The 25581-nt window shown below is 61.0% G+C and carries 21 protein-coding genes and 1 tRNA gene; 8 read left to right on the forward strand and 14 right to left on the reverse strand.

All coding sequences use genetic code 11. The annotated features are described in order from the left end of the window. Window positions 1-57: 57 nt before the first annotated feature. The 14 genes from ACFWY9_RS28590 to ACFWY9_RS28655 form a co-directional block, all read right to left on the reverse strand. Window positions 58-5190, reverse strand: coding sequence for a transglycosylase SLT domain-containing protein (locus ACFWY9_RS28590; protein WP_378340341.1), 5133 nt, complete (start codon window positions 5188-5190; stop codon window positions 58-60). A gap of 327 nt (window positions 5191-5517) precedes the next feature. Further along, a complete protein-coding gene (locus tag ACFWY9_RS28595) occupies window positions 5518-5787 on the reverse strand; it encodes a hypothetical protein (RefSeq protein ID WP_378340342.1) in 270 nt (89 codons plus the stop codon). Between the two features lie 199 nt (window positions 5788-5986). Then, the gene (locus ACFWY9_RS28600) at window positions 5987-6271 is read right to left on the reverse strand and encodes a hypothetical protein (RefSeq protein WP_378340343.1); all 285 of its coding nucleotides are present in this window, start codon (window positions 6269-6271) and stop codon (window positions 5987-5989) included. 24 nt (window positions 6272-6295) lie between these two features. Beyond that, entirely contained in the window at window positions 6296-6484 is a 189-nt protein-coding gene (locus ACFWY9_RS28605; RefSeq protein WP_378340344.1) for a hypothetical protein, read from the reverse strand. A 70-nt stretch (window positions 6485-6554) separates the two neighbouring features. Further along, window positions 6555-7205, reverse strand: coding sequence for a hypothetical protein (locus ACFWY9_RS28610; protein ID WP_378340345.1), 651 nt, complete (start codon window positions 7203-7205; stop codon window positions 6555-6557). Window positions 7206-8703: 1498 nt separating this feature from the next. After that, window positions 8704-9648 (reverse strand): P22 phage major capsid protein family protein, encoded by a 945-nt coding sequence (locus ACFWY9_RS28615; protein ID WP_378340346.1) that lies wholly within the window; start codon window positions 9646-9648, stop codon window positions 8704-8706. A gap of 47 nt (window positions 9649-9695) precedes the next feature. Further along, window positions 9696-10193 carry a hypothetical protein gene (locus tag ACFWY9_RS28620; RefSeq protein WP_378340347.1) on the reverse strand — a complete coding sequence of 166 codons (498 nt, stop codon included), beginning with the start codon at window positions 10191-10193 and terminating at the stop codon, window positions 9696-9698. A 51-nt stretch (window positions 10194-10244) separates the two neighbouring features. Next, a complete protein-coding gene (locus ACFWY9_RS28625) occupies window positions 10245-10988 on the reverse strand; it encodes a LamG-like jellyroll fold domain-containing protein (RefSeq protein ID WP_378340348.1) in 744 nt (247 codons plus the stop codon). 1307 nt (window positions 10989-12295) lie between these two features. Further along, window positions 12296-13039: a hypothetical protein gene (locus tag ACFWY9_RS28630; RefSeq protein ID WP_378340349.1), complete on the reverse strand. Its 744-nt coding sequence runs from the start codon at window positions 13037-13039 to the stop codon at window positions 12296-12298. Further along, the gene (locus tag ACFWY9_RS28635) at window positions 13029-14405 is read right to left on the reverse strand and encodes a phage portal protein (protein WP_378340350.1); all 1377 of its coding nucleotides are present in this window, start codon (window positions 14403-14405) and stop codon (window positions 13029-13031) included. The genes ACFWY9_RS28630 and ACFWY9_RS28635 overlap by 11 nt, the downstream gene beginning before the upstream one ends. A 33-nt stretch (window positions 14406-14438) precedes the next feature. Continuing rightward, complete coding sequence (locus tag ACFWY9_RS28640; RefSeq protein WP_378340351.1) at window positions 14439-16148, reverse strand: hypothetical protein; 1710 nt, start codon at window positions 16146-16148, stop codon at window positions 14439-14441. Between the two features lie 1475 nt (window positions 16149-17623). Next, on the reverse strand, window positions 17624-17914 hold the full coding sequence (locus tag ACFWY9_RS28645; RefSeq protein ID WP_378340352.1) for an HNH endonuclease: 291 nt from the start codon (window positions 17912-17914) through the stop codon (window positions 17624-17626). A gap of 114 nt (window positions 17915-18028) precedes the next feature. Continuing rightward, window positions 18029-18592, reverse strand: a complete 564-nt coding sequence (locus tag ACFWY9_RS28650) for a hypothetical protein (RefSeq protein WP_378340353.1) — start codon at window positions 18590-18592, stop codon at window positions 18029-18031. A gap of 340 nt (window positions 18593-18932) precedes the next feature. Beyond that, window positions 18933-19000: transfer RNA gene (locus ACFWY9_RS28655), tRNA-OTHER, on the reverse strand. 1389 nt (window positions 19001-20389) lie between these two features. Here ACFWY9_RS28655 and ACFWY9_RS28660 point away from each other — a divergent pair. The 8 genes from ACFWY9_RS28660 (at window position 20390) to ACFWY9_RS28695 (ending at window position 25563) form a co-directional block, all read left to right on the forward strand. Continuing rightward, complete coding sequence (locus ACFWY9_RS28660; RefSeq protein ID WP_378340354.1) at window positions 20390-20623, forward strand: hypothetical protein; 234 nt, start codon at window positions 20390-20392, stop codon at window positions 20621-20623. Window positions 20624-21624: 1001 nt separating this feature from the next. Then, window positions 21625-22128: a helix-turn-helix domain-containing protein gene (locus tag ACFWY9_RS28665; protein WP_378340355.1), complete on the forward strand. Its 504-nt coding sequence runs from the start codon at window positions 21625-21627 to the stop codon at window positions 22126-22128. A 330-nt stretch (window positions 22129-22458) separates the two neighbouring features. Next, on the forward strand, window positions 22459-23361 hold the full coding sequence (locus ACFWY9_RS28670; RefSeq protein WP_378340356.1) for a RecB family exonuclease: 903 nt from the start codon (window positions 22459-22461) through the stop codon (window positions 23359-23361). A 35-nt stretch (window positions 23362-23396) separates the two neighbouring features. Then, complete coding sequence (locus ACFWY9_RS28675) at window positions 23397-23618, forward strand: hypothetical protein (protein ID WP_378340357.1); 222 nt, start codon at window positions 23397-23399, stop codon at window positions 23616-23618. Window positions 23619-23649: 31 nt separating this feature from the next. Continuing rightward, the gene (locus ACFWY9_RS28680) at window positions 23650-23982 is read left to right on the forward strand and encodes a hypothetical protein (RefSeq protein WP_378340358.1); all 333 of its coding nucleotides are present in this window, start codon (window positions 23650-23652) and stop codon (window positions 23980-23982) included. A 439-nt stretch (window positions 23983-24421) separates the two neighbouring features. Then, window positions 24422-24622, forward strand: a complete 201-nt coding sequence (locus ACFWY9_RS28685) for a hypothetical protein (RefSeq protein WP_378340359.1) — start codon at window positions 24422-24424, stop codon at window positions 24620-24622. 129 nt (window positions 24623-24751) lie between these two features. Continuing rightward, window positions 24752-25144, forward strand: a complete 393-nt coding sequence (locus ACFWY9_RS28690) for a hypothetical protein (protein ID WP_378340360.1) — start codon at window positions 24752-24754, stop codon at window positions 25142-25144. After that, the gene (locus ACFWY9_RS28695; protein ID WP_378340361.1) at window positions 25141-25563 is read left to right on the forward strand and encodes an endonuclease VII domain-containing protein; all 423 of its coding nucleotides are present in this window, start codon (window positions 25141-25143) and stop codon (window positions 25561-25563) included. Before ACFWY9_RS28690 ends, ACFWY9_RS28695 begins: the two co-directional genes overlap by 4 nt. The last annotated feature ends 18 nt before the right edge of the window (window positions 25564-25581 follow it).

A 25581-nucleotide genomic window follows, 5' to 3' on the forward strand; every position in this document is an offset into this window, starting at 1 on the left:
AGCGCGACCAGTGTGGAGGGGGGGGGGGGTGCGTTTAAACCCCCGCCCCCGACTGGATTACTGGTTCCGCATGGAGAAGGCAACTCGCCGGCTGGTGTCCGCGGCCAAGGCCCGTTCATCCATCCCCGGAGCGGGGTTGACGATGAACGTATGCCCGGAGGTGCCTGCGGTCGCAGGGCTCACTCCGGATTCGGCCAGGTGGTTAGCCGTGGTCAGGTTGGCCACAAATCGATCAAAAGATCTCGTGACGCTGACTGGAAGAACGCGTTCCCCGGGTGTGAGCCAGGCGGGGACCGTGTCCCCGGTTCCCGAACCCGGAACCACACCTCCGCGGGCGTAGCCGCCCGCGCGGGTGTAGGCCGACGCCAGACTTCCGTATTGAGCCAAGGCGTATCGCATCGAGGCGACCAGGTTGGACAACGGGTTCCAGATGTCGTCTGGTAGGGAGGCATCTCGGTACTGCCGGAATGTTGGATCAATGACCTGCATCAAACCCTTTGATGGGGTCCCGTTCAGAGCATTGATATCCCAGTCGTTGATAGCCCGCGGGTTACCCGTGGACTCCTGGTTCATCCTCGCAAGGACGATGTCCGCGAGTCCGGCCGATTGCCCAACCCGAGCAAGTGCCTGGAGCACAACACCGCGCCACTGTTCGACCCCGGCTCCGTTGCCCCGAGGGTTCAGGGCCGCGGACAAGGCCTCGGTTGCCTTGTTCTGAACCGCAGTCACGGCCTGGGCTGCAATGTCCCCGGCGAAGTCCGCGGCCCGGTTTCCCGGGAATCTGGACGCCGTGGACTTCGCATCTGACAACGCGTTAGCGAACGCCTGAGAGGACAGGGCTGCGGAATCGATGAACGACCCGACTGCGCCGCCCGAGACAAACCGCCCACCCACGATGGGCAGAAACGCGTGTCCGCCGAACTGAGCGGAGTCCGCACCTACGGCCCCAACGCCGTACTTGACCCGGGACGGGGATCCTCCGGATTCCACGTTGACCCCGGCAAGGGTGCCGGCGGTGTGGACTGAGGAGAACCCGGTGGAAAATGCGGATCCGAGTCCGGACTGGAACCCGGGCCACGGCTGAGACTCCGCCACACCCAGGCGCCGATACGGGTTTTCGCCCCTGAGCACATTCGTGATCGCGGACATGTACCCGGAGCAATCGTAACCCACAGGTCCGACGCCACCCCAGATGTACGGCTTTCCGGATTCGCCCCGGGCGAACTTCACGGCAGCCGCAATAGCGGCTCCGGTCTGTTGCCCGTGGATGTCAACCAGACCGCCCGTTGCGAACCTCGGGATCGGAACACCCGCGGCCTGAAGGGCCTCGGGTTGTCCGGCCCTCAAGGCTTCAAGAAAAGGCCTGGCTTTCCGGGTGATCTTCTCCGGGATGACAAACTCGCCGTTCGAGAGCATCGCGGGGATGCTGTCCGAGGTCCCGGTTCCCGGGCCTGAGACGTAGCCGCCAGTCGCGAATCCGATCGGGATCGGGTTCACGGCCTTGCCCAAGGCGAAGTCCGCATTGAGCTGGTTCCACGCCGCGATGATACCGGCGTTCATCGGCTGTTGCAGAACCCAACGGATCGGGTCCGCAGCCGCTGCCCGCATCCGGTCCCACTGGGACACAGCCCAATCGGCCGTGTACTGGACAGCGGCTCGAAGGCTCGCCATTCCGGATGTGAGGTAGTTGAACGTGCCTGTCTGCGACGCTGCCGAGGCAGCAACGTTCTGAGCAATCAGGTTCCAGCTCGCCGTGATCTGCTGAGCCAGAAGCGCGTTCTGGGCGGCCAACGCGTTAGCGTTGTAGATCAGGCCGTTCGTCGTGACCTGGTTCGAGGCTAGCAACTCAGCGAACGTGGGGATCATCACTGCTGTGATGAACGTGGCCAAGCCTGTGAGGCTCTCCACGGCCGCGTCCGCGGTCTCCTGGATCGCAACTAGGCCCGTGACGTCCGCGGTCCCTGTGATGGCCAAAGGTCCGGTCGAAGCCGCGGAAACAGACCCGACCACACCGCCGTTCGCATACCGGTTGGCTCGCATGGCCTCAAGGATCGGCAGGTACTTCGCCGTTTGCTTGGCGGTCATGACGTATTCGCCGTTGCTCAACAACGCAGGAATACTGTCTGAGGTTCCTGTTCCTGGTCCGGAGATGTACCCACCATCGGCGTGTCCTTCGGCCCAGGGAATCACCCCAGGCGGCAAGAACCCATCACCGGCAACCATCTTGAACAGGGACCCCAGAACCGGGATCTTCTCAATGGCGCTTTTAACGGCTTTACCGAGCTTGCCTAATCCGTCCTCGAAGGCTCGAATAATCAAGCCCCAGTCGAGGTTGAAAAGACTGTATAGAAGCTCGGAAATTCCTCCGGTTGTAATGGCGGTGACGATCCGGAGAACAACCTGCCCGGTCCCGGAGGTGAACCAATCCCAGATCTCGCCCCAGTTGATTTGGAAGAGGCCCCGAATAATCTCCGAGATCCCACCAGTCAACAAGGCCGTGATGACCCGGACAACCAGTTGACCCGTGCCGGAACTGAACCAGTCCCAGATGGGTCCCCAGTCGATCGCGAAAATCGCCCGGAGGAGTTCAGAAACCCCGCCCGTCCCGATCGCGGTGACGATCCGGAAAATCAACTCTCCAGTTCCGGAGCTGAAGTAGTCCCAGATCCCGGGCCAGTCGATGTTGAACAGGGCACGAATGGCCTCCGAGAGGCCAAAGGTACTCATAGCCACAAAGATACGGACCAGGACTCCAAAGAACCCCTCAGCTCCGCCCGTGATCTTCCGCATACCTTGGTCGATGAAGTCCCAAACCTGGGCTACAGTTCCAAGAAACTCGAAGATCTTGGCCGTGAAGGTAGCAACATCCCCGATCGTCTGACCCAGGTCCTTGAAGAACTGCTTGCCCTCAGGTGAGGCCGCGAAGTTCACGAAGTCGGTGAACATCTTCCCGATCTGGTCATAAAAACCAGACTTGGACACGCCCTCGTTGAGGGCACCGACCACGTTGAAAAGCGTTTTACCTGCGGTAACCGCAAACGTGATGATATCCTTCAGGACGCCTACGGCGCCTGACATCCAGTCCTTGAGCTGACCGCTGTCCTTCATCCGCCGGATCCAGTCGGCAAATGCCTGCGCGCCTTGTTCCGCAGCCGGGACAACTTCGTCTCTGAGAACCTCAACGCCAACCGAGGACAGATCAAGGAACGCCTGAATCAGCGGACCCATGATCTTGCCGAGCTGTTTGATTATGTCGGCCGTGACCTGAAGGATGTGGTTAACCGCGCCCGCATTCCCGGGATCGGTCAACAAATCCACGATCTCTTTAGCGGCCTGGTTCGCCGAGGTCGCGATATCGGTTAGCCGACCCTTGAGAATAGGGAGGTACGTGGCCGACAGGTCCCGGATCTTCTGATCCAACCCGTTGAACAGCGCATCCTGAACCGAATTCTTGACAGCGTCCCAAGCAGGCTTGAGGGCCATGACCTGTTCCACGAAGGCGCGAGCCTTCGGAGACAAGGCGCCGAGGGCCTCGTTGACAGCTTCTTGGGAGGCTGATAGGTGGTTCAGGGACTCTGCGGCGTTAGCCTGAGCCGTGGCCAAAGCACGCTGAGCATCCGTGATGGATCTTTGGGCCTGAAGTCCGGCTTGGTCCGCTGCGTGCTGAGCTTCGGTAACAGACCGGGTCGCGTCCGCGATTTGCTGTTGACTCTGAATCTGCTGGTACGCCTGTGCGTCCCGCGCGTCCGCAAGTTGCTGTTCGGCCCGCTGGACGGCTTCGGTCGCGCTTGCGACCGCGGTATTGGCCTGGACGCCCTTCGTGGCGTACAGAGTTTGTTGCTCGGCAAGGTCCCGATTGCTGACCGCGGTTTGGTCAACACGGAGCTTAGCCCGTTCGTAAGCGAGCGAAAGGCGCTCTAGCGCCTTTCCGTCCGCTCCGGATGCCTGGGCATTGGTGAGTTCATCCTGAGCATCCTTGAGGTCAAGAGCGGCCTCTTTAGCGTCGAGAACGCCGCCCCGGATTTGAAGGTTTAGATCCCGCTGGGCCTTCTCGGCATCTTGGATCGATTTCGTAAGTTCGTCGAGAGATTTGTTCCGCTCGCGTTCCGCGTCAAGAACCGCGCGTTCAGCCTGGACCTCGGATCTCGCGGCCTCGGCCACGGTCCGTTCCCGTTGCTGAACCGCTTGGGCTACGCGATCAGCGGCCTGAGACCTGGACTCGCTCGCGTCTTCGACCGCGCGCTTGAGGCTGATCTCCGCCGAAGCTACGGACTCAGCGGCCGTGCGCTGTTTCTTGGCGGAGTCCACGGCGTCTTTGCCCGCTGAGGTCTGAGCCTTGGACATGGCCTCAAGGGCGTCTGTGACGCCCGTGGTACCGATGAGGAACGTTCCGAGGGCCGCACCTCCGACCGAGACCCCTGCCGGAATCAAGAGGATGGCGCCGGCAGCCGTGATGGCGGCCTGGCTCAGACCGATCAGGCTTGCCGCCGCGGTGCTGCCCAGGGTGGTGATGGTTCCGATGCCGAGTGCAGCGGCAACCACGCCACCAATGGGGCCCGCGGCTGAGGACGCGGATCCGGCAATCTTGGAGAAGCCTGAAGCTGCCTCAGACCCCATCCCTCCGAAAAACCCAGTGACGGAGGCAACAGAGTCGCCAAGTGCATTTACATCGTTAACCGCAGTCCTCATGTTGCGGACGTTGAACAGGTCCGTGTCTTTGGTCCGCTTGTCGTTGCGGGACTGAACTAGTTTCGATTCTGCGGTCTCTACCTCTCGGACTGCCGAAGCGGCGGCCCTTCGAGCTTGAACCAATCGAAGTTCAGCCTGTGCGATTTGACTGGATTTCGCGTTGCTCTTGCTTCGGGTTTCGGAGAGTTGCTTCTCCGCAATGTCCACATGCACAGCCGCGTCCTCGGACTTGGTCCGAGACTCGGTTAGGCTGCGTTCGGCAGCCTCTACGGCCCTGGTCGCGGCGGCAGCGGCTGCCGTGGCATTCTTGACCCGAACGTTAACGTCGATCGTCGGGGACAAGGCAGAGAGCTGGGCAATCTGCCGCGTGGCTTGTCTGATGTTCGCGGTCACGTCTACGGTGGGGTTGACCGTAGCCAGCTCGCGCTTGATCGTCCTGTGAAAACCCTTGAGGCTCGGGACAATATCAACCGTTGCCGTACCCGCGGAATAGGTGGCCAAGAGTTTTCCTCCGGGTAAGCTGTTGCGGTGTGGGTCCCGCCTATGTCAAAATCTCGGTTCCGAGGGGCGAGGAGAGAAAGTGCGTAACGTAAGTGTCACGACGGTTCCTAAAGAGACCAGTCACGTTCTGCACCTGTTGTTAACGATCTTCACGTGTGGTCTCTGGGCTCCGGTGTGGATCATCATGGCGATCGTGAACAGCACCGCCACGCAACCGCAGATCACGGTGACCAACTCCGTGCCGATACAGTGGGCTCCGGGCTGGTACCCGATCGAGGGCAACCGTCAAGCATGGTGGGACGGTTACGGTTGGACCGGGCACGTACGCTAAGCCCCGCCGACTACGCGCAAGAGATCCTGCTCCGCAGCTCGCTCTTGAAGTCGGCGATATTCCTCCGCAGCCGTTCTGGGACGCGGGATAGTCGTGATCTTCGGCTTGCCTTTGGCCTGAGCTGTGTAGTGAGCGATGGCTTGGAGCTGTTCCACCATCGTCATCACGAGAGACTCAAGAAGCCCGACCTCGGTCAACCTCGGCGGCTGGACCTTAGAGGCGGGTGGATTCCCGTCCTCGTCCAGCATCGACTCGTACAGATCCACATCCGCAGCCATAGCGGCGGCGAGATGGGACGTGGATCGTTGCTGGAACGAGGTCACAAGGTTGTGGAGCGTGGCCCAGGGGTGTTTACCCCCAGGCCCGAAATCGAGGAACGTGAGCGAGGTCGAGCTGAGCAAGTCCAACTCGACCGCGTCGCCCCAACGACCCAAGATTTCATAGAGGTTGGTCAGGGTCTCCTGATCAACGGCGAAAGTGGGTCTTCACATCTTCAAGGAGGGCACCCAGCTCATCCACCGGATGGTGGCGCCACTCCTCCCAGAAGATCGGAAAGTCCTCACCCAGAAGCGTCTCAAGAGTACGACGCGGGTTGTCGTCATCGAAGATCGCAAAGGAGTCTTCCAGCGGAAGACGGTTCGGGTCCTTGAAGGTCACCAACTTTTCCGGCTCTCCCTCGGGGGCCAGATCGAGCTGGAAGGGCTCGGTGGTCGTGCTCTTACGGTATCGATCGCTCTTGAAAACTGCCATGATCAGGTCTCCTACCTGTTTGAATTACTTGGATTCCGCAGCCTTGGCGGCGTCAGCCGCCGGCGGCTTCGTGTTCGACTTGGGCTCAGGGGCCGAGGGAACAGGCCGGATCTCGGTCCAGCCCCGGGCCTTAAGCTTCGCGACTTCGATCGGGTCTCCGGTCACAACCGGGCCCTCTTCGCCACGGAACAGCGTTACGTCTTTGACGGGCATGTGTATCTCTCCTGTCTCCTACCTGGGTACGGGGATCTCGGGGGTAGGAGTGCCCGAGATCCCCGGGTCATCAGGGAGCGAGCGTCCAGCCCTCGTCGGTCGCACGGGCCAGGAAGCCCGGACCGAACTCGAACCGCGTGCCGAGGGTCCCAACGACGTCGTCCGGGCTCGCGGACAGGGTGACGCCCCGGGCCGCGGGGTCATCCCCGTTTGCGTTGACGAAGTCATCCCGATCGGTGACGTTCACCTTGTGATACGCCGTCGCCCAGTAGCGACGGGTCGGACCCGTACCGTCAACCGAAATCACGATGGCTCGCCAGTACTTGACATCCGGCTGTGCCTGAATGTCGTAGCTAACCTCGCCCGCGGTGGAAACAGTCTTGGCCGAAAGATCAACCGAGTCGTACAGCTCGCGAGTAAGACGCGAATTCTCCAGAAGCGAAACCTGAAGCGTGGCCGAAGCCTCCGTGACGTCGATTCGCAGCGGGGTCGCAGAGCCCCAACCCGTAATCTCTGAAGTTGTGATGTCGCCGGACTCGGTAGCACCGTCGGACGAGATCCAACCCACGGACTTGAATCCGGTGGGAAGCGTAATCTGGCCCCCGGTGCCAACCAGGGTAGTAACCACGGACGAAGTTTCGTACGGGGCAACAGCAACAAGGCCCTTGAGCGCCTTCCTGATGTTGCCGCTGTCCCGATCCGCCGCAGTCTCGAAGGACACAGCAGGCATTTAAAAGCCTTTCCTGAAATCAGGTAGTCCGGGTCGATACGACCCAGGAACTCACCTGTCGTCTAATGTTTTCGTACTCCAGGCCGTACGGGACCGGAGTGGGCGAGACGTCCTCATCGATGGAATCGAGGAAACCCGCACTCGTCTGGACGCCTCGCGCGCCACTCAACCTTTGCCGCACAGCGGCAGTCATGGAAACCGCAGCCGCTCGACTCGCATCGAAGGTCTCAACCTCAACCCGAGTCGTGTCGAAGAGACCCAACCTGTCCGCACCGCCCCCGGTTCGGGTAATAACGATGCAGGGCGCAGTCAGTTCCTCGGTCGTGAACGTGAAAGTCGGGGCTATGTCTTCGAGCAGTTCGCACAAGGCGTCCTCGACATTGGGGAACGTCATTCTTCGATCAACGCCCTGGTCAGGAACCTTGAGGCTCTACGGTTCTTGGTTCCGAACTGTTCCTCTGTGGCCGCTCCGGAGAACTCGATCGTTACCCGAACCCGATCGCCCTTGACCCCGAGCCCGTGAGTTAGACGCCCGGACTCCATGGTGACTCGGCTCTTCTTGCCGACCAGAACACGGGCCTTAGCCAGAACCCGGCCGGCGGCTAGGGTGCAGACCCGACGTGCGTCCGGGCCCTTGAGAAACGCGCTCATGTCTCCGCGCCGATACTTCATCAGCCCGTCACCCGCTTTACTCGAACCTCGACACCGGGGCGCCATTCAGACCAGGGGTAAACCCAGTCGGCTCCCGCACCATCCGCACCCCATCGGGACTCTGGTTGACCCGGAGTCTCGGAGAACTCGAACAAAACCCCGGCGGGGAGCCCGTCAAGGGCTCCCGCGGGGAAGTACAACGACCCCATCCGTTCGACCTGCTCATGCTTACCGTCGTCCGAAACACCCCCTGTTGAGAGCCTCGAAGACGAGAGAGGGGCGAATCCAAACGCCTGAACCGTCCGTAACTGATTCGAAACTGGATCCCCGTGGCGGTCCCGGGTTTGCTGCGTGATCTTGACACTCAACATGGCCACTCCGGGAAGTACGGAAACGGTTCCGAGTTCGGGTAGTTCTGGTCATGGGCATATTCCCAGCACCAACGGTCACGCTCGTGAAGTCTCCGGATCGGGACTGAGATGATCCCGTCTGCGGGTTCCTCCGAGACGCGTGCCAGGAGTTCGAGTTCCTGGTCCGTGAGGTAGACCCCGGATGCGGCCGCGGCGCTAAAACCTTCTGTGAACGGACCCATAGCCCGTTGCGTCATCCCGGAGGGGTTTCGGAAGGTGCGTCCGGCCGCCTGAAGAGTCACCAGGCGGACGACATCGGGGATGTCGTCCCCCGGGGCCCAAGGACGGGTCGCCGCGGTCACAAGGGCCGAGGCGTCCTCAAGGTTGGCCAGGGCCCGCCTGTAATCCGGAGTGTCCTCGGTAAGGGCCTGCCCCAGACGGTTAGCTAGATCCTGAACCGTGGCTAGCAACATTGGGGCAAACTCCTATCAGGGGGCCAGGGTGATCTTGACTGCGCGAACCAGGCCCTTGGTCCCGTTACCCAGTCCCAGGTCATCGACTACAACGTTCGAGCCGGCGTAGGTGTCCACAATGGCGCGGTCCTGAACGTGCATTGCGTCGTAGTCGCGGATGAACCGCAGAGCCAAGCCCGCGTACGAAGTCGAGGTGCCGAACGAGGCGCCGGACGGAACGGCCGGGGCCATGGTCGAGAGGATGAAGGCCGTACGGTGGAAGACATAGATGTCGTTGTCCGGCAGGGCCAGGGACGTGACCACGGTGTTGCCCGCGAGACGACCAATCTGGGCGTTCCGGAGGGCGTTGTCCGAACCGCTCTGTTCGAACTGGTTCAGGTGGTCGGACTTGAGAATCCAGTTCTCGGCCGCCGCACCGCAGACCACAACCCGGCCGTCCTGGGGGACGTGCCGCTTGTTCAGGACCGTACGGGCGTCAAGGAGAACGTCATACGGGTCATCGGTCAGGGTGTAGGTCAGGTTGTGCCCCGTCGCGTACGTCGCGGCGGACATCGTGGTGGCAACCAGATCCTCAACGCCGTAGGCCACGGACTGAACCAGCGGGTTCAGAACCTGAGCCCCGAAATCGGTAATGTCGAGGGTCAGAACCTCGTCATCGATCGTGGTGCCCTTGTAGATGTCCTTGGTGAGCGTGACGTCAACCTTGGTCTCCGCCAGGGAGTCCAGGGTCCGAAGACGCCCCGCGGCGTCGTTCGGGTCCGGACGCAGATTCGCGGTACGGGCCGCGCCCGGGAGGGCCGGAACGCGGAACGAAATGGTGTCGTTCTTGGCGCCGCGGAAGTCGCCCGCAGCATTCCTCCAAACCAGGCCAGGGAGGATAATGTCACGCTGGAGCAGGCCGAGAGCCGCGGCGGCAATCTGTTCTGCCTTGAGCGGATTCACGCTCGTGGTGTAAGCCATTAGGGATTACCTTTCGATGGATCAACCGCGGCTCAGGGCAGCGGAAGTTACTGAGAAATCGCCGCGATGTCTGCGGCGAGTTTGGCGGGATCGAGAACCAGGGGTTCATCCGTGGGGCGGGCACCCCCCTTGAGTCGGGGACGTGGGCCACCATCCAGTTCCGGACCCTCGGGCTCCTCAGGTTCGCCGGCGGGCTTGAACGAGGACAGGAGATCGTCCGCGTCCGCCAGTAGGGCCTCTTCGTCCTCACCAACGAGTCGAGCTGCCTGCTTCGCAGTCAGGCCCTTGGCCAGAGCCACACGGAGCCGGACCGCATCCTTGGCGGCCTGGGTGGACTCCGCCTTAAGGCGGGCGTTTTCCGCCGTGAGGCGCTCGGCTTCGGACTTGCCCGCGTTCTCCTGAGCTTCTTTCCACTCAGAGAGTTCCCGGAGCTGTTCCTTGAGCTGCTTGTTTGCCTCACGCTCAGCCCGTAGGGCACGGATGCCCTCTTCGCGGAGAGGCTCATCTTCGTCGGATTTCGGGGCAGGGGTGGGCTCATCGGCCATGATTCTGATTCCCTTCGAGGGCAGATCCCGCCAACAACGTGGAGGCAGGGTTTAGAGAACGCGGCCCTTGGCCGCGGTAACCCAGGCAGACCCTGAGTAGATTTGGGGCATTCCGGAGTCGATCCATGAAGTGCCGTTGAAGATTTTGCATCCAGAGGATTGAACGCCGACCGGGGTGTTCATGAGCGTGGTTATGTTCGCGGACTCGTTCGAGTCGTAGTAGCGAACATCGTCCACAGTGACCGCGCCTGTACCGGCGGATGCCATGCCCGCTACATAGAAAGTAGCGTTGTTGTTCAGCGTGCCCGCGTTGGCGACGGTGGCAACCGTGCTCCCATTGAGCCAGAGCTTGAGATTGGAGCCGTCGAATGTGAGGGCAACGTGGGCCCAGGTCCCGACCGTAAGGGCGGACCCGTTGGCGGCCACAAGTCCGCCACCGAGACGGGCGTTCCCCTGAAGCACGTTGTGGGTGCTGAAATCCCCGCGCTGTGTGTACAGCGCGAAGTCCGTACTCCCGTTCGATTGCATTGCACCGCAAATGAGGTGCACGCCATTCGTCGGAAGCGCTGACGGTTTAACCCAAGCCATTACCGTACAGGTCGTACCCGTAATTGCCCCCACGGTCCCGGAGGCCCCGGTTGAAGCCGTACCCCCAGTGTTCTGGAATCCAGAACCGGTATGGCCACCGGCTGTGTAGCTGCCTGACGCGACCGTAAGTGGATGACCGCCCCCAGAGTCGTCCGCGATCGTGGACCCCGATCCAGCTCCAAACCCTGCGGAGAACTTCAGGGTCATTGGAGCCTCCTAGGCAGATGGAATCCAGACGTCGTTAGCCGAGGCTCCGGATGGGGATGTGGTCCCACCAATCCAAATAACGGGTTGGGAGATCGAAGGACGGGACGGCCATGCCGTCCCGGACCAGACCGCGAATTGAGCAAAGGTCGTGGTTGTGGGGATGGTCGGCTTCGAGGTCAAATCCGTGTATGACCCTGACGTCGCGACTGTGGCCAGACTGGGTTTTCCCGTAAGGTCCGCATATGCACCGGAGGTGGCTACGGTTGCCAGAGCAGGTTTTCCAGTCAAGTCCGAATACGCGCCCGTGGTCGCAACCGTGGCGAAAGTGGGTTTGTCCGTGATCCCGGCCCACGTCGTGGTCCCAGCTGGACCGGTCGGCCCTGTGGGGCCCGCGGGACCAGTAGGACCCGGATCTCCGGTATCGCCCTTCGGACCGGTTGCACCTGTCGGTCCTGTGGCTCCAGTGCTGCCCTGTGGCCCAGTGGGGCCAGCTAGACCTTGAGGTCCGGTATCCCCGGTGTCGCCCTTGGGTCCCGCGGGACCCGTAGCGCCTGTGGCTCCGGTTGTACCTTGTGGACCGGTGGATCCAGTTGCTCCCTGCGGACCTGTGTCCCCGGTATCGCCCTTGGGCCCAGCCGGACCCGTCGCTCCCGTCGACCCCTGGGGACCAACGTCGCCGATGTCTCCTTTAGAACCCTGAGGCCCTGTAGCTCCGGTTAACCCCTGTGGTCCGGTGACCCCGGTAAGTCCTGTGTCGCCCTTAGGTCCCTGTGGACCCGTCGCACCTTGGGGCCCGGCGAGTCCAGTTAAACCCGTGTCTCCCTTCAGGCCCTGAGGTCCAGTTGCGCCTGTGGGGCCGGGCGGACCCTGAGGTCCAGCAGGTCCCTGAGGACCAGGAATGCCCGTGCCCCCGGTACCAGCAACCGTGACGTTGCCCGTAGCGTCGGGAAGGACCCCGTCCACGGACCGGACGTAGGCGCGGTATTCAGGCGCAACCTCGGCCTCGGGGACCTCGAAGAGGTCCACGGGATCCGCAGACGAGGGGAACAGAACAACTGGCATGTATTTCCGGAAATCCCCGGCTCGGACCTCGACCCGATAGAACCAGGCTCCTGAAGTGAAAGCCGTATCGTCCGTGGCGGGAAGCGTGACCGTGAAGACCCCCGCTTCGATCGGAACCGTAATCGGAAGTGGGAGAACCGTTTTATCGTCAGCAACGTTCAAAACCCGGGACGGGGTAAAAGTCACAGTTCCGGATGAAATCGGGGTGTTCGTGACGTCGACCAGGTTCCCGATGACTGTAACCGTCACTTGACACCTCCCAGTTTTCGCATTTCCGCGAGAATGGCCTTAGTGCCCCCGCCCTCAGCGGAAGCTTTTTCATACAGCCGTTCCGCATCCGCGATGCGATCCGGTAGTTCCTGGTCCTTAGAGAAGACGGGGAACATAGAGCAGTTGCATCCCTCGTGGAAGGACTTTCCACTTCCGCGCTTCTTAGAGCGCGACGTGGTAGTTAGAACCGTAGTCTTGGAGTAGACCGCGCCCCGGGAGGCCAACATGAGGCAGAACGCACAAGCCCCAGGGGAGGGCATGCGGGCAAAGCCCAGCGCAGTCTGATCCTCGTGGATCGCGGACTCGGTGAGTTCCCTGCCGGCGTCTACGACGGCCGAAGACACGGCACGGGCATGGAGCTTGAACGCCTGTGCATGGGCCTCATCTGGCTTCATGCCCTGATTCTGGAGTTGCAGAATCCGTCCCGGTCCGGTTACCAACAGGGAGTGGAGGATCCGATCGGTGTTCAGCTCGGGGATGGGCTGGAACCATGCATCCCCGGGACGAAGGTCGTTGTACGTGACAAGCGCCTGACCTGCGGATTGCGTCCGGAAACTCCGGATGATCTCAAGTAGGATAAGGCTCCACGATCCCGTGGTCTCCGGAATTCGTCGGGGATCCAGAAAGCGCCACGCAGTCAGAGACCGCTTCAGGGCCGCGGCTCGGACAACGTTCTGAGCCGCCTTCCCCGCTTCGGCAATCTGTGCGCTACTGGGCATTGGGGTCTGCCGCCGGGCGTCCGTTTACCAGGGTCTCAGCCAACCCGTCGATGACGTCGGCTTGCTGCTGTGCAGCAAGTTCGGTCCATTCCTCGATCTGGGTCTGAGTAACGTTCGGGAGCATTGCCCACAGGGCTTGCTTCGGAACCCCGGTCGAGGCGAGTTTCTGAATCGCGTCCGCGACCTGAGCCAAGGACCGGGATTCCCGGTCTGCCCACTGGACTTCGGCCGTCTCCGGGAAGTCCAGACCCGCGAGCTTCGAGGCCAGGCGCAGTTGCTGTTCGAAGGCTTCACCCAGGGTCTGTTTATACCCCGTGACCTTCCGAGTAAGCGTGGTCTCAGCCGCCGCGATAGCGTCGGCGGACAAGTTCGCGAGCTTGCCCAGAAGGTAGTGAGCCGGGGTCTGGGACGCAACTGCGAGGTGATGAACCGCGGTCTCGAAGGCGAGGATGTAGCCGTCAAGCGGATCTCCGGACAACTGCCAAGGCTTCGAATCCGGATCCGTGAGAACGTTCGTAATAGCCGGATCCATGACGATAGGCTTAGGACGACCGTTCGCGTCCTTAGCCACCGATACGCCCGAAAACCCGCGTACTTGGAAGGCGCCGTAGTGCTGAACCCGGAGAAGGTCAAAGGAGACCTGATTAATACGGTTCTGAATCGGAATGTTCGGTTCAATCTCGCCGTAACAGTTGCCGTCCAGATCCATATCCGGGGCGTATCTCACGACCGGACAAACACCCGCGTAGTGGAACTCCGGAGCCCCCAGAGCTGGGGGCGGCGTGTAACTCTCCCCGGTTCCCGAATTCGTCTGTGACGGGAACACCGTGACCGGATAGAAAGCCTCGTTGTCGTAGATCCCATCGATCTGACCCGATGTGCTCAGCGTGAAGGTGTATTCCGGCCACAGGTCGGATACGGGGTCCTTCCAGAGCGCGTACATCCTCCGGGCCGCGACGCCACGCATAACGGGTACATTTTTCCCGTCCTTGGTCTCTCCGGGAAGGGTGAGGCCGTAGGCGTAGCCATCGGTCAGGGCCGCAGAGATAATCTGAGTTTGCCGGAGGTCGAAATGATTGGCCTGCCAGATGTCCCAAGCTGGGACGGGCTTTCCCGTGTTCCGGTCGGATCGAACTCCGTCCACAAAAAGCTGTTGCAGAGGTGCGTTCCGAACCATCGGCATAAGATTCGTGACCGAGCGGTCTACAAGCTTCTTGTACTGCTCTGTTGCTTCGCGCGGGACGTACGGCTTATCATGAGTGCCGTTGACGTAACACTGGATCCGGTTCAACCGGCTGAGTTCCTCGGTGATATCTCCGGTGTGTTCGTCAATTAGTTTGCGGAGAGTTTCGGGTGTGAGTGCCACGAGGCCCCCTTGATTAGGGGACCTCGCGTCCCGTCAGAAGTAATAGACCTCTCCGGTACGCCCTGAATCCAAGGACTTTCCGGAGAGAAGGAAGAGCCGACGCCCCACGAGGGCGGCTACGGCCGCGACTGCAAGGTCAACCTTCTTCGGGCTGTCTCGGGTTTCCTTCCCGATAGCCCAACCGAAGATGTTGGATCTAGTCCTCGCATTGTGGAAATGAGTGCGGAGTGCGGCTGACCCATCGTGGGTCAAGGATCCGTCCTCATCGATAGCCTCTCGGACTTCGGCGCACATCTCGGTGAAAAGGCGCATCCGTTCCTTGCCGCCCGGAACCGAGAGACGGAAGTCCCAGAGAACAGCGTTCTTAGGACTTGCCCAGACCGGTATTTGCTCGGAGAAGTCCAGATGCCATTGTTCGATCAGAGACCCCCAGTAACTGGCCTCGTCGCTGTCATCCTTGGCGGGGGAGGGGTCCACCCCGAACCAAGCCACTCGGTAGGTCTCGAAGACCTCTCGAACCCGGGCGTCCACGCTCCCACGGGGAACGGACCAGAATTTCTTCCGCTGAGGATCGTGGGCGCCCTTGGGCGCCTGCCAAAGTCCGAGTTGCATGATATGACCGTCGGACATGCGAACGCCCACGAGGGCGGTAGCATCATCGGACTTCGAGCAATCGAGGAACAGCGCAATCGCGGTCCCGGGTTCCACTGTCTCGGTCCGGGCCTGAGCATCGAATGCATTGGGGATGATGAACGCGGTTTCAGTCGCGGCTACGCCGTTGGCGTAGAATCGGATCGCATCCGCAAGCGTGGTTTCCTCATCGTAGACTTCAGCTAGGATTCGCTCCTGCTTGATCCACGGGGAGTGTGCGTATGCTTGCTTTACGATTAGGGCGTCTGATTCCGGGTCCCCGAATGAGAGTGAGGGGTCAGCCTCTACGCTGACGTACAGGATGTCAGCCATCCTGTTCTTGCCGGAGACCTGGGCTTGCCAGGAGTCGTAGGTCTTCTCCCCAACCGAGCCCCCGCCCTGCTCATGGGCGTTGGTGGCCTCCCAGATCCGGGCCCGACCTCCGGGGGACTTGGCCGCGTTTCGGCGCATGACCCGAGCGACCTTGAGTCCGCCGTTGGACTCGGTCATGTGGTGGGTTTCGTTCAGGAACCCGTCTGTGAACGGGTCGCCCTCTGCGCTTCGCTCTGAGGCCGTCACGACCTTAATACGGGACCCCTGGGCCGATGCTGAGGCGATTAGGCCGGGGGTGAATCCGATCTCCCGGGCTAGCTCCGGAGAAACCAGAGCATTCGCCACGGAGAGGAGTTCCTTGGCCTGGGATTCGGAGTTCGCCCCGATCCCGATTAGGGCCTTCCGGTGCGGCTCGCCCACGGGGCGGCCGGTTTCAGAATCCCATCCCGAGAACCTTGCGGGGCCGAAGGCGCACGCGAGAATCAAGGAGGCATAGAACGGGTCTTTTCCAGCCCCTTTGGCAAGTCGGGTGATGACACGACGATACAGCCAATCCCCGGTCTCGGTAACCGCGAAGGCTAAGACGATTTCCTTTTTCTGAAGAGTCGTGTACCGCCACGGGGTCCCATCCAGGTGATGAATAAGCTTGGATTCAGCCCAATCGATGATCTGAAAGCCGAGAGTCGGAGGAAGCTCCGAGAGGTCCGCGGGCCACGGGATAGTTTCGAGTCCGCCCGTGTCTGGATTTCGATAATAGCCCGCCGGGACTGCGTCCTCCATGCGGGCTCCGATCTGCTATTCCGCGGGTGCGTTGCTAATTTCGAGAGTGCGGGCGTTGCCGCCTGGCACGGGGCTACGGAGAAAGTCGAGAAGACCCGAGTTCAGTTCGTGAATCTCGTATCCGTCCGGCGCAACGTCGAAAAGCAAATCGCGAGGCCCGACCCAAACTACGTCCTTCATTCCTCAAACACCTTCCGGGCCTCGTCGATCTGGGACACGGGTGCGAGCTTGGGCGGGGGAGGGGTCCGATCGATCAGAACCTTGGCCTGACGTCGCTGAAGCTCCGTCATCCCGAGATCCCGCATCATGGCGTGAATAGCAGCGAGCTGCCCGGCCCGGTATCCGGACGTGGACATTTCGTGCACAGCCGCACACGTGACGTAGAGGAAGGCGTAGTCCCCGGACTCAGCGAATACACGGGTCGGGGTCTCCAACATCGAGTCCCAGACCAACCGGGCCGCCTCAGACCAGTCGGGATCCGGGTCGGGAATCCGGGCCGTGGGTTCGTCCGAGGCATCGATACGGGTAAAGCCTGGGGTCGCATCGGCGGCCGTGTTCGGCCGGCCGAGCTTGGTTTCAGGGCGTTTGACGTTTCGGCCGCCCGAGCGGCCGGCTACTCCTGGAATATCGGCCTCCCGAAGACAATGGCGAAGGCGTGGGGGCGAATCCCACCACTAATTCCCAGAAGGCCGTTCCCGAGCGAAATCCTGAATCCGATCGGTCCTGTGCCTACTGCCCGGTAGTGATGGAGGCTGACCCGCCGCTTGAGGAAGGTACGATGAGACGACATTAAGGCTCCTACCTGCGGTTTTAACGGAACGGGGCTGAAACTTAAACTGAGGGTGAAAAGTTTATTCGCCAAGCACACTGGCAGACGCTATGCGGACCGATGTGGTGATCATGAAAATCCGGGGCACCCCCCACCCCATACCAAGATCCACGACGAATGTCAACCCCCGAATTCAAGATCTTTTTCAGGCTCTCGGGAGGTGATCAACTAACCGGATCAGAGGTCTGATCGTCTGCCTTCCTGGGCCGGCCAGGACGCCGCTTAGGCGGCTCATCCGCGGTCTCGGGGTCCTGAGCCAGGATCTCCACGATCCCGCGCTCAGCGAGCCACTCAGCCGTAGCCTGGGGTCTCTCGACCACGTCCCCAGCATTGACGTTGGCCACGTCTATCAGGAACCGAACCTCAGCCATGGTCATACTCTCCATCCTCAATCTGTGCGAGGGCACTCGTTACACGTTCATTGGCCCGAGCACAGACCAGGTCCAAGGCAGAGGCTGCGTCCTGATGCCCAGCCCTAGCTACCTCAAGCCCACCATCCCCGGTGAATACCTTGGCCGTGAATCCAACCCCGTCCGCATTGGAGACCAGCGTCAGGACCGCATCGGATCTCATCCTCTCGACCAACAGGTCTTGGATCACGAGCGATAACGCACTGTCCGTGAAGTGTTCGTGCATCTCAGCCTCTCTAAATGCGACCCGGATGTTTGAGTGTGGGTCTACGTCCTGACCGCCTCATCCGGCCGCGAGCGGCCTCCTGAGCCGTCTTCTGTCTGTGGTGCTGGGTGCAGATGGCCTGAAGGTTGCCCAGGCCGTCAGAGCCGCCCTCAGCCCTCGGGATGATGTGGTCCACGGCTGAGGCCGGGGACTCACAGCCCGGGACCTCGCATCGGCCTTGAGACCGCTTTCGGGCACGAGCCCGATTGGCGAAGTACTCAGCCGAGTACGGGACGAAGTCCGAACGCTTGGTCCAGCTCAAGGGCTCAGAATCGATCGGAGGGCTCGGATGGTTACCGAGGTCAGTTCCACACCCTCAGCGCCTTCTAGCCATTCGAGAAGGTGATCAATCCTGGCCTGAAGTTCGTCCGTTGTCTCAGCCATCCTCGGTCACAACTTCAAGGGACCGGGTGTCGGCGACCGAGATAGGGCCACTCACGCCCGTGTCCGTGATTGCAGCTCTCCGGACCGCGGTCACGACGTCGGACGCGTCCCATGGACCTTCGTTCCCGAGATAGCCCAGAGCCTCAAGATTCCCGGATCCGATGGCCGTACGCCCGGACCGGTCCGAAACTACGGCCCCGTTGTCGTAGACGGCCGCGAAGCGGCCTCTCGTGGCCACGAGGACATGAATCCCACCCAGGTAGGTCTCATCGAGGTTCAGAATCCGACCTTCCAGCGTGGACCTCATCTCCGGCACGATCCGAGTAACCACGAACCGCATCCAGTCCACGTCCTCCTTGGGCCGGTACGTGGGCCAGTCCATCCCGTACCTCAGAACCTGAGCGGTCCGGACATCGCCCGCGCATCCGACCACGTATCGATCCGCGACCCAGAGCTTCGGCTCCTGGTTCTCAAGCTGGCTTGAGCCAGCCGTGGTCTGCCGGTCCGCGGCGAGGATCACCCCGGACTTGTTCTTGGCCGCAACGATAACGGTCATGGATTCCCTCTCTTTCAACCAACAGGGACACGATGTACTAACTGGAGTACACTGCGCGGAATGACTTCGGAGAAGCAGCCGCTAGATTCGAGCCTGTGGTGTTCGATGTGCTCTGCACTGATACCCAGGGAGCCTTATGCCGAATTGACCATCTTGTGGCGGGATCTAGGCGTCGAAGCGCAAACATTGTGTTCGTCCGTTTGTTTTATGGATCTAATGAGCCAATGGACGGAACATATCAACCAAACCTAAGCGGAGAGCCGAGGAATCGAACCCCACGGGCTTGCGCCCGCCCCCGGATTTCGAGGCCGGGTGTCCACCATTGGACTGACTCTCCAGATTGACCGACCGGGATTCGAACCCGGATCTCCCCAGCTAAGGGCGCTCTCTCCGTTGAGCTACCGATCGGAGCTAGACAGTCACGTCCTAGGAAGACTGTCCGCGCACAGGCGGCAGGACTCGAACCTGCGACACGTGGTTTTGGAGACCACTGCTCTACCACTGAGCTACGCCAATAGAAGCCCCTGCGAGATGGACTCTCACCACAACGGGATTGACCGTCCCGCCACCTTGCGTGCACGCAGGGGAACTGAGTCCAGCCGACCGACCGGGAACTAAAACACCGGGACGGAGCCTTTAGGGCTGGAAGTTAAGTGATACTATGCCAAGATGAAGGCAAGTGAAGTGATTGAGCGGATGCAAGAACTCATTCGAGCCTGCGGGGATCTTGACGTAGTCGTCTCCACTGAGCACTTAGGAATACTAAGTGTCGGGGAGGTTGAGTATGAGCACCCCTCGGTAATCAAAATCCAAATTAACGACTAAGCTCCACGGTCGGACACCGGGACGTGACCCCGGCTTACGGCAAAGGACGTGACTCCGTCTCAACCGTGGAGGCCGGCCTGGGCAGGGGAGTCAACCCCGACGCGGAGAGGGACGCGTCAAGGGGGGCTCAGAACCCCGCTCAGGCCGGAACTTGAGGCAGACCCTGTCTGGTCCGCAGGCGCGCCTCGCGCGCGTTAGGATCCGGACTGGAGTCTGAAGTCCTTAGACCCGGGAACCTACCGTAAGTAGGTTACTCGGTATCAAAGTCTTCATGATCCATGTGGGATCTTAAGATCTAGGGTTGAATCCCCAACTCCATCCGGATTAGCCAACCCTTTCGGTTGGCTCCTGTAGGAGCCGGAATCTCAGTTTTAGTCTTCATCCTTAAGTACCCGTTACGAAGTTCAAAACCGTCCTCCTGTGTGACGCACTTCACATCTAGGGTCTGGGGTCTCGGGGCTTCGACCTGGGCAAACGTCTCTGCGCTAGTCCATCCGGGTGATGTCCGAGGATCCACGCTTTACATCTGGACAGTCCAGTCGTAAAGTAGTTCGTGTCAGGCCCCGAGGGGTAGGACAGGGACCCGAGAGGACAACGGCCGGGACCTCGTAACTACACAGGCTCAACTCCGGTGGAGGGCGCACAGAGAGTGCCCCGGGACCGAGCTAAGTGCCGCGGGCTCGCCACGAATAAGCCCGCAATCGCCACCCGGCTAGGCAGCCGGGGACAAGGTCAAAGAGAAGACCCTGGCGGGTTGCGAAGGACGGTTAGACGTCGGATTTCCGATTTACCAGTCCGCCCGGCACAGGCGCCTTAGTCTCCAACGGGGTTCGATTCCCCCGGGTGGCACTTGCGACTTTTGATCTACCGTGGCTCGTCCGCTGCCCTCCGCGGCGAACACCCCTGATCCGGGCTCCTAGCCGCCGTGAGCGGCGGCTGGTCGAGCCCTCCAAACATCGAAAGGAGCCGATCATGAAGAAGTCGCGTCTGGCGGAGGCCAGACTGCGCGAGGGGTTGGCGCGCTTCAGCGCGATGCTGATCGAGCAGCGGGACACCAAGGCGAAGCTCTACGCCTACTGCTCCTTCGAGGAGGACCGGATGCGCGCGAACGAACTCGCCGACACGCTCGACTTTCTCCACGCCGTTACCCTCGGCGAGTTCGGCGCCGAGAGCGGTGCGGGCTTTCCGATCATGCGGAAAGCCTGAGAAGGGCTTGGGCTCCCAGTCGTCGCATTAACGACGGCTGGTCGAGCCCTCCAAACTTTGAAAGGAACAGACTGTTGTCGGATGTTAGTATCAAAATCGCGTTTCAGTACGGGCGACTGACCGAGGCTGTGAGGCTTTACCTCGCAGGCTCTGCGGATCGAGAATGGCTCGAAGAGCAGTACAACAAGATCGAGGACGATTTCTACGCCGCGCTCGGTGTGGATCGTCCGTCATGACCGCCCATGGGCTCACGGAAGCGGACCTTGCCTACAGACGGGCTCTGGGCCTCTCTGAGACGTCCGAGTTCCCGAAGTGTATCGGGACGCTCGCAGGCGGAGGTTCACCCGCCAGGCGCCGCCTGGCGGCTCGGAACTCATCCAAGTGCTCACGGCCTCCACGTGGCGTGCGCTTGGATCAGGAACAGGACCGGAGGTCCAGATGTTGATCTGGATAATCCTCGGGGCTCTAGCCTGGGGGCTCGGGGTCTTCCTCGTGTACTCCTCCGTGGTCTCTGTTCGGGATCGCGTGGAACGCGCCCGCAGACGGGGCTTGATTGACCAGGAACGCGAGATCCAGACTGCAATGGCCAACATCGACGATGAGATCCGCGAGCTTTTGAGTCAGGACCGCGGCCGTGACCAGGGACTTTAGTCCCAAGTCTGAATCACGTTCAGGTCTCCGCAACCCATGCGGACGCTGTGAAGCGTACCGCCGTTCGGGTGAACACGTTTGAAGTTTCAACAACCGGGTGTGACGTCCGGCACGATCTTGTAACCCGGTTCATCCGCAGGTAAAGAACACCTTACCCAGAAGTAACTACGAGTAACAGCCCCCGCTCTGCGCACCCGGGACCAGGGATTCCGCCCCTAGCTGTGAGTAACTTTCATGGCTAGCGTCCCGATGACTGGGTGACATTGAACGCAAGCACCGGAGGGAGGTTGCCATGACCAACAGTCCAGAAGTAAAGTTTCGGTTACTGTCTACTCCCGGGGAGTGTAGAAATGCCACCGAAACCGCGCATCTCCCGCGCGCAGGTCCTGGCCATGCTGAGGCAGGGTAAGAAGCCGGCCCAGATAGCAAAAGAGCTAGGAGTGTCCCGGCAGGCTATCAATCATCATCGTCGGACGATGGATGTGAAAACCCCGCTTCAGGTGGCTCAGGAGAGCATCCCGTGGAAGAACGTAGACCCGGAGCATAAGAAGTCGAGCGTATGGGCACGGATTGTGAACCATGCCGAATTCCTGGCCACGGGCGGACGCGGAATGTCCGAGCGGAAGCTTGAGTTACTTGAGGCTTGGTATCGGAATCTGGAAGACCTGGACGTGGTCGTTGAATACGACCCGTCCGAGCCCCCGAAACCCAAGGCGCGGTTCGGAGGGTGGAAGTACGTACCCCGCGAGGATCGGGACGGCTCATTGCTCCTGAGGGTCAATGCGCACGTCGAGATGACGGACGCGGCTTACGATCTTTGGCGCATCCCGGAGAGACGTCCGGAGGTAGCGTGAATAAACGAGGCGGTGGGAAATGTGGAACGGGGAACTCGTATCCGAGCCAACCTTGCTATACGTGACTGTGACCGAAGGAATCATGGTCGTGGTCCGGTCCGTGGCCGTCCCTCTGGACGGCCGGGTCTTCGCTCCGGTGGCCGCAATCCTAGCCGAGGTTTGCACGACCTTGGTCTCATACGAAGAGGACGAAGATCCGGACATGATGATGGGTAGAGCCGTGACCGAGGTCAGGGACGTTCATTCGACTTGTCCCGGGGTGAGGGCCCCGCATACATGTCGGGCTCCGATCGGAGCTGAAACGGAAAGACGCGTTGAACAGGAGGCAGCGTGAGCCGGAGCCAAGACTTCCCCACAGGCGAGGGCCACAAGCCGTATTACTCGGTCTCGAAATACAAGACTATGAAGGACTGTCCCTATCGGTACTGGCTCGAACGGGTCGAGAAGGTGTGGCAGCGGCCGGCGGCGTGGTTCGCCCATGGAACGGCCTTTCACACGGCCGCTGAGGAGTTCGAACGCTCTGGGCGGACCTTGACCCTGGATCAGGCTCAAGATGCCTTCAGGGACGCGTACGTGGCCGGGATCAACGAGGCCACGTCTGAGACTCCGAACATGGCGTATTGGTTCTCGTCCGGGCACTACAAGGGCGCGGCCGACGTGGAACGTCGATTCGAGATCGGCCTTGAACAGGTGACCGGGTATCTGGAGTACTACTCCGAGGTAGCACCTCGGGAGGTCATCTGGATCACGCCCGATGGAACGCCTGCTATCGAACTCGCCTTCGATGTCGAGTTCGGCGGGATCCGGGTGGTCGGGTACATAGACCAGGTCCCCGAGGTCCAGCCCGCGATCCCCAAGCCGAAGTCGAAATCCAAGGCGGCCGTAGCCGCCTACGAGAAGGCTTTGGCGGAGACCGCTTACAAGCCGATCCCCCGGGACTTAAAGTCCGGGTCGACGCCCGGGGACGCGTTCCAGCTCGGGACGTACTCCGCGGCTCTGGACGTCCTGTACGGGCTCCGGGCCGACACGGGGGACTACTGGATGGCCGGGACCCAGAGCCGGAAGGCGGGGCCAACCAGGCCTTACGACCTCACGGATTGGACTCCAGAGGCGGTTGGGGCCGAATTCCAGTGGCTGGACCAAGAGGTTCGGGCCGAAAGGTTCGATCCGACCCCCGGACCTCAGTGTCGGCGGTGCTCCGTGGCGGACTCTTGTGACTTTTCTCAGGTCTAATACTTTACATCTGGACAGTTCGAAAGGTAAAGACGATGACTGATCGATTGGACCCGTACGAGGTCTACGCCGAAGACCCGATTCCCGAACCGAAGCCGAGGTTGAAGGCGTCGTTGATTCGACGCCTGGACTATGTCATTCAAGAAATGACCTCAATCGGGGTCCACCTTCCGACTCTGCCCGAGATGTCGGACGCGGACGAAGCGCTGAGGGCGCTTCGGCACCTCAAGAAGCAACTCGAAGGGAACAAATCATGATCATCGACAAGTCGGCTAAGAGGGCCGGTTAATGGCCCGCGATCGTGATCCCGAGCCGAGATACCGGGTCTTGGTCCGGTACAGCCTCGAAGACCCGAAGTGGTACGAGATCCACCGCGGACCCGTGAACGCGTTCTTCAGAGCGAAGCTCGCGGGCACACCTTCGGTGATGCGGCGAGTCTATCCGATCCCGACTGAGCGGGACGTGGTCAAGGTCTTCAACCTCCATCCCGATCTTTCTCTCATGGAGAAGTATCTGGACAACTACTACGTGATTGAGGGCAGTGTTGAGGATCGGCCGAATCGAAGGGCCGATTTCGAGTGGCTGGAATTCATTCAGAGACGAGAGGCGGAGATCGCGTGACTAAGGTAGGGGACTGGCTCCGGGGGACAGCTACGGACTCCGGACTTCCGAACGGTGAGGCGTATGAGGGCGAGTTTCGGGGCAAGACCGATACCAACGGATGGCCCCTAGTCTACGGAGATCGAGGGCCTTGGTTCTTGGACTCCGGTAAGCCGATCGAGATTGTAACCCCAGAACGGCCCCTTGTGGGCCCGGCTCCGGAGCCTGTGGAGGGACCGTACTTCCAAGGCCCGTTCAGGTACCGAAGTGACCGGATTCTGGCCAGGGATGGCTCCGTGGTCCTGCACACGGCCGACTGGATTACGGCCACGTTCGGACGAGAGATACGAGAACAGTTCAGTAAGTACGTTGCCGAGGCGCTCAACGCCCGAGTTTTCGGGGAGGAATAGCGGCATGAATCAAAGAATTGCTCGTCCGGTCCGTCAAGGACGCCTTGATCATGGCGTACGCGGAGTTTACTTTGGCCCATACGAACGAGCCGTTTACCATCGGTAAGCGAGTTGAGTACCAGGCCAAGGCAGCCACGGCAACGGTGCTTCGCCAGGTGGCCGATAGCTTCGGCCGGGGCGGTACGGAGACCCTGGTCTATATCGCTCAGGATCTTCGAGAACTCGCGTATGGGATCGAGTATGAATCGTGAGCCGACCATGCGATTGTGACCCCCCGTGCCGGAATACATACGGCGGACGGTCCCAGCTTTATCGCGGGATCGTGTGGTCGAAGCTTATGAACGAGGACGCGAAAACGAGTAACGAAGGAGAGGAACAAGATGACCAAATACAAGAAGGGTGACTGGCTTCGGGGGACCGCGTCGCTTTCCGGTCTTCCGAACGACGAGGTCTACGAGGGTGAGTTTCGTGGCGAGTATGACGATTGGCATGGGGATTGGCCCAGGGTCCATGGCTCGGACGGCGATTCGTGGTATTTGGACCCGGCCGAGCCGATCGAGGTGATCAAGCCCCAGTTGTCGTTTATCGGTCCGAAGCCGGAACGGGTCGAGGAACCGACTGTTACAACTCCATTCCGTAGTGCCGGTGCCTTCATCTACGATGCGAGCGACAACTACATGGGTAAAATTTCCGGATTCGCAACAACTGGGGCGCAGGATCGAGCCCTTGCTGAACTGGTCCGGGATCTCCTGAACAAGCACTTCGGGGCATGACTGTCTGCAAAGACTGCATCTCCGAGGGCGTGAAGACCCGACGCCCGGCTCCGCATCCGGGCCCGCGGTGCTCGACCCACCTCAGGGCCCGGAAATTGGCCCTTAGAGCCCGCTCACGGGCTCAGTACGTGGAGCGGACCTACTCCATCACCGAGGCCCAGTACCAAGCCCTGTATGAAGCTCAGGGCGGGGTCTGTGCCCTCTGTCGGCGGGCCAAGGGAACGGGTCGGAAGCGCTTGGCCGTGGACCACGATCACAAGTGCTGTCCGGGTCCGGTCTCGTGCGGGGAATGCGTCCGGGGTCTGCTCTGTACCTCGTGCAACAAGGGCGTGCTCGGACACGCCCGGGATGAGGTCGAGTTCTTCGAGCGTGGGATTGAGTATCTGACAAACCCGCCCGCTCGGCGGGTGTTGAATTGATAGGAAGTTTTGAAAGGC

Source organism: Amycolatopsis sp. NPDC059027 (assembly GCF_042739735.1).
Classification (GTDB): Bacteria; Actinomycetota; Actinomycetes; order Mycobacteriales; family Pseudonocardiaceae; genus Amycolatopsis.

Bases quoted from the DNA above. Each gene is read 5' to 3' on its own strand.
- ACFWY9_RS28665 (WP_378340355.1), top strand. From the start codon at position 21,625: ATGCCACCGAAACCGCGCATCTCCCGCGCGCAGGTCCTGGCCATGCTG.
- ACFWY9_RS28615 (WP_378340346.1), bottom strand. From the start codon at position 9,648: ATGGCTTACACCACGAGCGTGAATCCGCTCAAGGCAGAACAGATTGCC.
- ACFWY9_RS28600 (WP_378340343.1), bottom strand. From the start codon at position 6,271: ATGGCAGTTTTCAAGAGCGATCGATACCGTAAGAGCACGACCACCGAG.
- ACFWY9_RS28640 (WP_378340351.1), bottom strand. From the start codon at position 16,148: ATGGAGGACGCAGTCCCGGCGGGCTATTATCGAAATCCAGACACGGGC.
- ACFWY9_RS28650 (WP_378340353.1), bottom strand. From the start codon at position 18,592: ATGACCGTTATCGTTGCGGCCAAGAACAAGTCCGGGGTGATCCTCGCC.
- ACFWY9_RS28685 (WP_378340359.1), top strand. From the start codon at position 24,422: ATGGCGTACGCGGAGTTTACTTTGGCCCATACGAACGAGCCGTTTACC.
- ACFWY9_RS28690 (WP_378340360.1), top strand. From the start codon at position 24,752: ATGACCAAATACAAGAAGGGTGACTGGCTTCGGGGGACCGCGTCGCTT.
- ACFWY9_RS28675 (WP_378340357.1), top strand. From the start codon at position 23,397: ATGACTGATCGATTGGACCCGTACGAGGTCTACGCCGAAGACCCGATT.
- ACFWY9_RS28605 (WP_378340344.1), bottom strand. From the start codon at position 6,484: ATGCCCGTCAAAGACGTAACGCTGTTCCGTGGCGAAGAGGGCCCGGTT.
- ACFWY9_RS28630 (WP_378340349.1), bottom strand. From the start codon at position 13,039: ATGCCCAGTAGCGCACAGATTGCCGAAGCGGGGAAGGCGGCTCAGAAC.
- ACFWY9_RS28680 (WP_378340358.1), top strand. From the start codon at position 23,650: ATGGCCCGCGATCGTGATCCCGAGCCGAGATACCGGGTCTTGGTCCGG.
- ACFWY9_RS28695 (WP_378340361.1), top strand. From the start codon at position 25,141: ATGACTGTCTGCAAAGACTGCATCTCCGAGGGCGTGAAGACCCGACGC.
- ACFWY9_RS28620 (WP_378340347.1), bottom strand. From the start codon at position 10,193: ATGGCCGATGAGCCCACCCCTGCCCCGAAATCCGACGAAGATGAGCCT.
- ACFWY9_RS28625 (WP_378340348.1), bottom strand. From the start codon at position 10,988: ATGACCCTGAAGTTCTCCGCAGGGTTTGGAGCTGGATCGGGGTCCACG.
- ACFWY9_RS28660 (WP_378340354.1), top strand. From the start codon at position 20,390: ATGAAGAAGTCGCGTCTGGCGGAGGCCAGACTGCGCGAGGGGTTGGCG.